The 7,696-nt window shown below is 42.1% G+C and carries 7 protein-coding genes and 1 pseudogene; 3 read left to right on the forward strand and 5 right to left on the reverse strand.

Features of this window, described 5'->3' with window-relative positions:
* From HWQ44_RS18235 to HWQ44_RS18245, 3 genes are all read left to right on the forward strand, one after another.
* On the forward strand, nucleotides 1-494 hold a 494-nt coding region (locus HWQ44_RS18235), incomplete at its 5' end, for a tetratricopeptide repeat protein (protein ID WP_292721248.1).
* Nucleotides 495-497: 3 nt separating this feature from the next.
* Complete coding sequence (locus HWQ44_RS18240) at nucleotides 498-1,169, forward strand: tetratricopeptide repeat protein (RefSeq protein WP_292721265.1); 672 nt, start codon at nucleotides 498-500, stop codon at nucleotides 1,167-1,169.
* A gap of 68 nt (nucleotides 1,170-1,237) precedes the next feature.
* Nucleotides 1,238-1,438: a tetratricopeptide repeat protein gene (locus tag HWQ44_RS18245; RefSeq protein ID WP_292721251.1), complete on the forward strand. Its 201-nt coding sequence runs from the start codon at nucleotides 1,238-1,240 to the stop codon at nucleotides 1,436-1,438.
* Between the two features lie 555 nt (nucleotides 1,439-1,993).
* On the opposite strand, the gene HWQ44_RS18250 is transcribed toward HWQ44_RS18245, so the two are convergent.
* The 5 genes and pseudogenes from HWQ44_RS18250 to HWQ44_RS18270 form a co-directional block, all read right to left on the reverse strand.
* Complete coding sequence (locus HWQ44_RS18250) at nucleotides 1,994-2,671, reverse strand: Uma2 family endonuclease (RefSeq protein ID WP_292721253.1); 678 nt, start codon at nucleotides 2,669-2,671, stop codon at nucleotides 1,994-1,996.
* 131 nt (nucleotides 2,672-2,802) lie between these two features.
* A pseudogene (locus HWQ44_RS18255) lies at nucleotides 2,803-3,768 on the reverse strand (transposase).
* 145 nt (nucleotides 3,769-3,913) lie between these two features.
* Complete coding sequence (locus HWQ44_RS18260; protein ID WP_292721256.1) at nucleotides 3,914-4,222, reverse strand: KGK domain-containing protein; 309 nt, start codon at nucleotides 4,220-4,222, stop codon at nucleotides 3,914-3,916.
* A 312-nt stretch (nucleotides 4,223-4,534) separates the two neighbouring features.
* Nucleotides 4,535-5,596 (reverse strand): c-type cytochrome biogenesis protein CcsB, encoded by a 1,062-nt coding sequence (ccsB, locus tag HWQ44_RS18265; protein ID WP_292721260.1) that lies wholly within the window; start codon nucleotides 5,594-5,596, stop codon nucleotides 4,535-4,537.
* Nucleotides 5,597-5,757: 161 nt separating this feature from the next.
* Complete coding sequence (locus HWQ44_RS18270) at nucleotides 5,758-7,527, reverse strand: DUF3352 domain-containing protein (RefSeq protein ID WP_292721263.1); 1,770 nt, start codon at nucleotides 7,525-7,527, stop codon at nucleotides 5,758-5,760.
* Nucleotides 7,528-7,696: the final 169 nt, after the last annotated feature.

Consider the following 7,696-nt stretch of genomic DNA (forward strand, 5'->3'; position numbering starts at 1 on the left):
GGGAAGTGGAACAAGCGATCGCACTCTACAATCAGTCTTTGGAAGTTTTTGAACGTCTTGGTGATGCCTATTGGAAAGCAGTAACGTTGCATAATATAGCAAGCATTCACGCTAACAAAGGGGAAGTGGAACAAGCGATCGCACTTTTCAATCAATCTTTGGAAATAAATGAACGCACTGGTAATCTCCAAGGCAAAGCGGCGACGTTGCAGAATCTGGGACTTATCTACGCCAACAAAGGGGGAGTGGAGCAAGCGATCGCACTTTTCAATCAGTCTTTGGAAATATTTGAACGCATTGGTGATGTCCAAGGCAAAGCAGCGACGTTGCACTGTCTGGGAATGATCTACGCCAACAAAGGGGAAGTGGAGCAAGCGATCGCACTCTACAATCAGTCTTTAGAAATAAAAGAACGCATTGGAGATGTCCAAGGCAAAGCGGCGACGTTGCACCAACTGGGAATTCTCTACGCTAACAAAGGGGAAGTGGATTAAGCGATCGCACTCTACAATCAGTCTTTGGAAATAACAGAACGCATTGGTGATGTCCAAACCAAAGCGGCGACGTTGCATAATCTCGCAAATATCTACGCCAACAAAGGGGAAGTGGATGAAGCGATCGCACTCTACAATCAGTCTTTGTCAATAGAAGAACGCATTGGAAATGTCCAAGGTAAAGCGGCGACGTTGCACGAACTGGCAGGTATCTACGACGACAAAGGAGAAGTGGATGAAGCGATCGCACTTTTCAATCAGTCTTTGGAAATAAAAGAACGCATTGGTGATGTCGCAGGTAAAGCCGCGACGTTGCACAATTTAGCAGCTATCTACGCTAATAAAGGGAATGTAGATGAAGCGATCGCACTCTACAATCAGTCTTTGGAAATAACAGAACCCATTGGAAATGTCGCAGGTAAAGCCGCGACGTTGCACAATCTGGGACATATCTACGCTAATAAAGGGAATGTAGATGAAGCGATCGCACTTTTCAATCAGTCTTTGGAAATATTTGAACGTATTGGTAATGTCCGAGACAAAGCGACGACGTTGCAGAATCTGGCAAGTATCTACGCCGAAAACGGGAAGTCGATGAAGCGATCGCACTTTTTAATCAGTCTTTGGAAATATTTGAAGGCGTTGGTGATGACCAAGGCAAAGCGGCGACGTTGAACAATCGGGGAAATCTCGACGCCAACAAAGGGGAAGTGGATTAAGCGATCGCACTTTACAATCAGTCTTTGGAAATAACAGAACGCATTGGAGATGTCCAAACTCAAGCAATGACTCTGTGGTGGTTAGGACATTTGGCAGAAGAGCAGGGTGAATACACTAAAGCGATATCCTATTTGCAACCAGCTTTAGAGATTTTGCAGCGATTGAAGTCACCGGATACTGAAAGTGTGAGTGCAAGTCTTGATAGGGTAATGGGTAATTCGTAATTCGTAATTCGTAATTACAGGACGGAAAGATTTTTTGTCTCACGCAAAGGCGCAAAGAAGAACGCGAGAGTGTTTTCTAAATAAATGAAAATTGCTGTAATGAGTCTTTAATACTCGTGGACGAGTCTTTTATACTCGCGCGAGAGTCTTTGATACTCGTGAATGAGTCTTTGATACTCGCGGACGAGTCTTTGATATTCGTGGACGAGTCTTTGATATTCGTGGACGAGTCTTTGATACTCGTGAATGAGTCTTTGAACTCCGTTAATGAACCTTTGAGCTTCATTTGTGAACCTCGGAGCTTGATTCGTGAACCTCGCAATGTTGTTCCGTTAAGGCAAGAGACGCGATTTATCGCGTCTTTGTGATTATGGGATTTATTGCGTCTTTGCTCCCTTTTTCAAATGAGAGAATCAGGATCTACACCGAGCGATGTCTAACGACAAGCCGCTGACGCTCCTTCTCTGCGAGACGCTGCGCGAACGTCGCTACCGCTTCGCTAATGCGTCTACGCAATTGTTATGCTTTATTTCATTAATGAATTTTGATAGCAATTCAGGTGAGAGAATCAGGATCTATGCCGAGCGATCGCAACCGTTCTCGTAAGACTTGAACTTCTTGCTGTGCTTGTTGAGCTTTTTCTTCTGATGTTAACAACCGTTGTCCTTGTTGGTTATACCAATACATCCATTCCCGTGGTATGCCTAGATAAATTCCTCGTTCTATGCCAATTCCTAAACCTATTTCTGGCAACCAAACTGGATTACCATCATGTAATTCATAAACATTGTTAACTAATTTATAAACTTCTAAACGTGGCTTACGGCGACGAAATGGGTTGTAAACTACATAATACAAAAATCCCAATCTTGCATACTCTGCTTTCTTAGTCGAGTACTCACCACGATATGTTTTAGATACCACTTCCAGCGCTAATATCGGTAGTTTCTTCTCTTCCCAAAGCACATAACTGGGACGTAGGTTTTCATCATAAAATCGCTCTACGCCCAGACTCAAAAACCCATCTGGTACTATTGGCGGTAAGTCTGGGTCATAATAAATACCCATATCTACACCAAAAAACCAATCCATGCGTTCTGGCCAAGCGATCGCTAGAAGCGCTTTGAGTAAACCGGGAATTAAATCTTGTAATTCATTATCCACAGGGGTATCGTCAGAGTCTGGCAGTTCCTCAGAGGAGGGCAAACAAGCTAATGGATCGTAATTTAGCATGATAGGTTTACCGTTTCTCAGTTATTAGTACATCTTTATTTTATTAATGAATTTTGATAGCAATTCAGCACATCCTAATTTTATCCCTCTTCTGTCACTTTCCGAGATAAGCAAGTAGTTCAGGAGCTAAATCATCCATAAGCATAAGAGGGTTTAAATTGATTCATTGCAGCAATTAAATGATTGAATCCCAATAATAAATGTGAATTAGGGAAAATACTTAACCAGGGATAAATCAACCAAAATAGTAAAAGTGGTTGGATAATGAGACGTAGATTATTTAAAGTATTCTTCCATCCATATTCATGGTTTCATTGTGGATGATTAGAAAAATCAACATCATTATTTTCTTGTGTCTTAGTCTCAAATTGACAAGATTGATTTAAACCTAATAAGACTGAAGAATTTAAACTAATCATCGTGTAAACACAAAAAATAATTTCCCACCCTTCGGGTTCGCCAGTCGCTCATGGGGGAAACCCCCAAGACCGCGCTGGCTCACCATCTCTCAATATGTTGAAAATCAGTAAAACGGTAATCTGTCCAGCCTAGTTCCTGTTTACACTGTCGAAACCCATATTCTACCCAGGTTCTTAATCCATATAAGTCACCTAATATTTTCTTGAGATTACCTTGCAGATTCGTCATCACGAAGGAGGTAGAATTTTCCGGCATGGTTTCTGGATCGGTAGTTATTTCCCAGTAAGTTATGGCTAATATTGTCTAGCTACATAATCAGTCTTTTTACCTTTTTTCCTATCTCCTGTTTCATCTATTACTAATGTAATTGCCCGACCATCTAATTTTTTCTTTAACTTATTTAATCTTCGTTGTTTTAATTTATTTACTGACCAATCTGAATTTGCTAAAAAATGGTGTAGTGACTGTGCCGAATTTATGCTCACTACCTTTGCTATCTCTGGTAACGATTTTCGTTTTATCGTTGATATTATCCCCATGTGTAAATATTTGAAGCACTCATAATTCCTTACTTCTTTAAATAAGTCTTTATACTCTGCACAATATTCATCTACGATCGCAACTGTTGGGTGAGCGTCTCTTGCCAAATGTTTCAGGATTTGTAATTCTACATCCATTGCCCTGCTTACCTTCCAGAGTTTTTTATTTTAATCCTTTTATTAAGAATACTCGGAAAGTGACAGAAGAGGGATATTTGCAAACATAGAGAGTATCACATCCCCGACTTATTTAAGAAGTCAGGGATGTTTTGCTCATTGGATATTAATTTTCCACTTGTTTGAGCTTTTGAAAAATTTCATCAAGTGGAGACTCAGATTCATCAGGACAAAATTCTAAAGCAAGTCTAACTTTTCCTTTTTTCCATCCCAAAGTACTAAATTGTAAAACTTCACATTTTAATCCTTGGGTATATAAATTTACTTCGTCTGTTTCTTCCGCTCCAATATATTCCTTAATTGCCGTAATCAAATCACGGACTTTAAAAGTTTTGGCAATATTTAACTTATTAAAAGTGTCTGGTTCTATAGACACAACTTCATCATGGTTTAGTATCTCAAATCCATCTTCCATAAAAATCTCCTGTCAATAAATCTATATTTTCAGAGATATAACAGTTCATCCGAAATAAAATGATGATTTTATAGATTTAGTCATTAGTCATTAGTCATTAGTCATTAGTCCCTGGTCGTTATCAGTGATAATTTTTGTCTCGCGCAATCGCTACGAGCGATCTTGTAAGAGTAGGGGCAAAGAAAACTCTGCCCTCCTCTGCGTTTCAACTTAAATACTTAACTCACCATAGTTTTACACTGGATTTTACTAAGTCCTGAGTTATGAGTAAAAGTAAAATACTCAATACTCAGTACTGTCTTAGTGAGGTTCTTAAAAAAACCAACCGTAAGAATGCAAACCTTTACCCAAAAGATTTACACCGAGATAGCAAACCCAAACCACAAGCAAGCCAGTGGAGGCTAAAATTGCGGGACTGCGCCCTTGCCAACCGCGAGTAATTCTGGCGTGAAGGTAGGCGGCGAATACTAACCAGGTAATTAATGCCCAAGTTTCTTTCGGATCCCAACTCCAGTAAGAACCCCAGGCTTCGTTAGCCCAAACGCCACCGGCAATGATGCCAATTGTCAGTAGGGGAAATCCTAATCCAATGATGCGATAGCTGATGTTGTCGAGGGTTTCGGCAAGGCTAAGGCGCTGGGGTGAAAGAGGTTCAGCAGATGCTACAGCTTGAGATTCAGGGGTAGTTACTAAATTCAAAACAGCAGTGTTACCGTTACCGTTGCCGTTGCTACTAGTTTCATAACGAGAAAAGCCGTTATTTTCGACAGCAGGGGTTGGTGGTTGAGAAATTAGTTCAGTAGCTTTGTGCAAGCGGTAGCCGTTGCTGCGATAGCCACCAGTACCAACAGAACTGCCTTGTAGTTGGATATTTTGACCGCGAGTGACTATTAAAAAAGCGATCGCTAATAATGAACCCACCATCAAAGCAGAATAACTCAACATCATGACGCTGACATGCATCATCAGCCAATTTGATTTCAAGGCAGGTACTAGAGGTTCTGACGCTTGCATCTGGGATGGTAGTGTCATAGTAGCAAAAGCAGTGATCGCCATTGCTACCGGAGCTGTCGCAACTCCTACTAAGCGGCTACGGCTACTATTTTCAGCAATGAGATGAACTGCGGTAATTCCCCAAGTTAAGAAAAACAGAGATTCATAGAGATTACTTAGGGGAAAATAACCAGCTTCGATCCATCGTGCCCCTAATAGAGTCGCAATGCCCAAATTAGCGATCGCCATCCCAGCTGTCCCCAAAACAGCTAAATAAGGCAGATTCGGAAAAGCCGCTCCTCCCCAATACACCAGCATTGTCAGGAATAATATGGCAAAGGACGCATTGTCCAGCCAGTTCTGGAGTACAACCAGATTCATAAAGTCTTCTCTCCGTGGATAATTTAAAATATGGATTCTGACTGTTCTGATCCTATCTGGTTAGAGGGTCATGGCACAGAGGAAATGGGAAATAGGGCATTGGCAAAGAGGAGGCAGGAGGGAGGAGTTTTTGAATTTTGAATTGATTTCTCCCCACTCCCTTATCTACCAGAGTCGCTCTTATTGCTTTCTGGACTAGGCAAAGCAGTTGAGTTCCTAACTTTTTTGAGTGCGATAAAAATGTCGTAGCGGTTACTACGACTGTCGCTGACAGCAGATGTCATCCCAATTGAGCGCGTTGCATCTAGCAAAGTTTGTTGATTGGGAATTAGAGTTGGTAAAGGGAAATTTTTCACAGTTCGTTCCACATCCAGAAAAAATTGACCATTTGTCGGATTAGGTTCTGTAGGAACTGTTTGTTGGAAGGGGATCGTGCTAGCTAGTGTGTTGTTGGGTTTGGGAATAATTTTATCCGCGATCGGAGCGCCCACTACTAGAAAGGCGACATCTCCATCTAACCAACCGTGGGTAGCAGTTAACGTACCATAAGGTGAAACCCAATTAACAACGGGTTGATCTGCGACTTTCCCCGGTTGGACTTGGAACTGGTATTGATTTCTCATCACATCATCGAGCTGTTTTAAGGATGCTTCAGCCGAGTTGCGTAGGCTTTGCCCACCGTAGGCATCGCTTGCCTGTACCATAAACACCAAACCCGCCCGAAAATCATCTGGTGAACCTGCTTTTGCAGTACTAGGAATCAATGATAAGGAAAATTCGCCTTTCATCCAACTGAGCAAATCCTTATCTAAATCGAGATTGATCAGGGATTTTACACCACCTCGCAGCTTTTCTGGTGCGATCGGTGAGAGGGGATTTGCCTGAGACGTTAAAACATAGTCTCCCCACAACCGCTGTAAGTTTCCCCCTGAAAGCATCATCAAGGTTTCCGCTGGTACGCGGCTTTGCATTTGACCAGCTTTGTTTTCCACCGCCAGCACTCGTTGACTATTAGGATTTAGCCAAGAAACGCCCTTGAAGCGGATTCCTTCTGGCTCTAAAGTCATTGTCCCCGCTAAACCTTGGTTATTTTGCAGTTGAGCCAAAACTTGAGCAGGTAAAGGGCGGTTTGGGGAAGCTGCGGCTATTTTGGCTGCTGTTGGCACATTTACATAAAACTGGGCAAAGGGTTGGAAGTTGGCAATTTTCGGAAAATTCTCAGCAAAGCCCCCTGTTGTGGCTAGAGATGTTTTATTTTTGTAGGCGTCGATGGCTCGTTCTGTGGCTTTGGGACTATCAGTTATGACTAAAAAACGCCCATCTAGTAATGCTGCTGAGAAGTTTTCCCCTGCTTGTCCCTCACTTTGTTTGATGGCGATCCCTTCATAAGTACGGTCAACCCATTTGCCTTGTTTAAGAGTTTTGGGTTGTGCCAAAATCCTTTTGGCGATTTCTGGGTTTTTCACTGGCAATACCATTACCATCGACTGCTGATCGCTAGCAGTATCTTCATTCGTAGTAACTGGTTTGGGTGCAGCTTTACTCCCTGTTCCTGGGGCAAGAATTGCGATCGTCACGTCATCGCCTACCCAAGGAGCGATATCTTTCTGGAAGTCGTAACCATTATTAGTCAGAAAGCGATCGCGTAACTGGACTAAATTTTTGTCCAGTTCTGCTTGGGTTTCTTTTGTCCCAAATCCCCGCAATTTCTGCCACTGCTGGGGATCTGTTGTTAAAGAAACCGCAAACAGGGCATCACCAGGAATAATATTTGCACCTACTAGCAAATCGCTAGAAGATAGTTGTCTCTGAACTAACAACCAGTATGCTGCACTCCCCGCACCAATCAATAACCCAGCAGCCGAGAGCGTCAGCACCAGAGACGGTTTCTTATTTTTCTTCATCGGAACAGACACAAGAGGCAGTGCCATTGAAACCTATACCTCATACTTGCAAACTCATTACTTGCTTGATTGGTTAAGTTAACCAAAAAATTTCTCGTTATCTAGGCAGTTAACTGCATAAATTTCTTCATCCTAAACAATGGGAGCATGTCAACTTTGTTAGAACAAAAGAACTAAACAGGCTCTAAAGCTGAAC

The sequence above is a fragment of the Nostoc sp. JL34 genome (genome assembly GCF_017114945.1).
Classification (GTDB): Bacteria; Cyanobacteriota; Cyanobacteriia; order Cyanobacteriales; family Nostocaceae; genus Nostoc.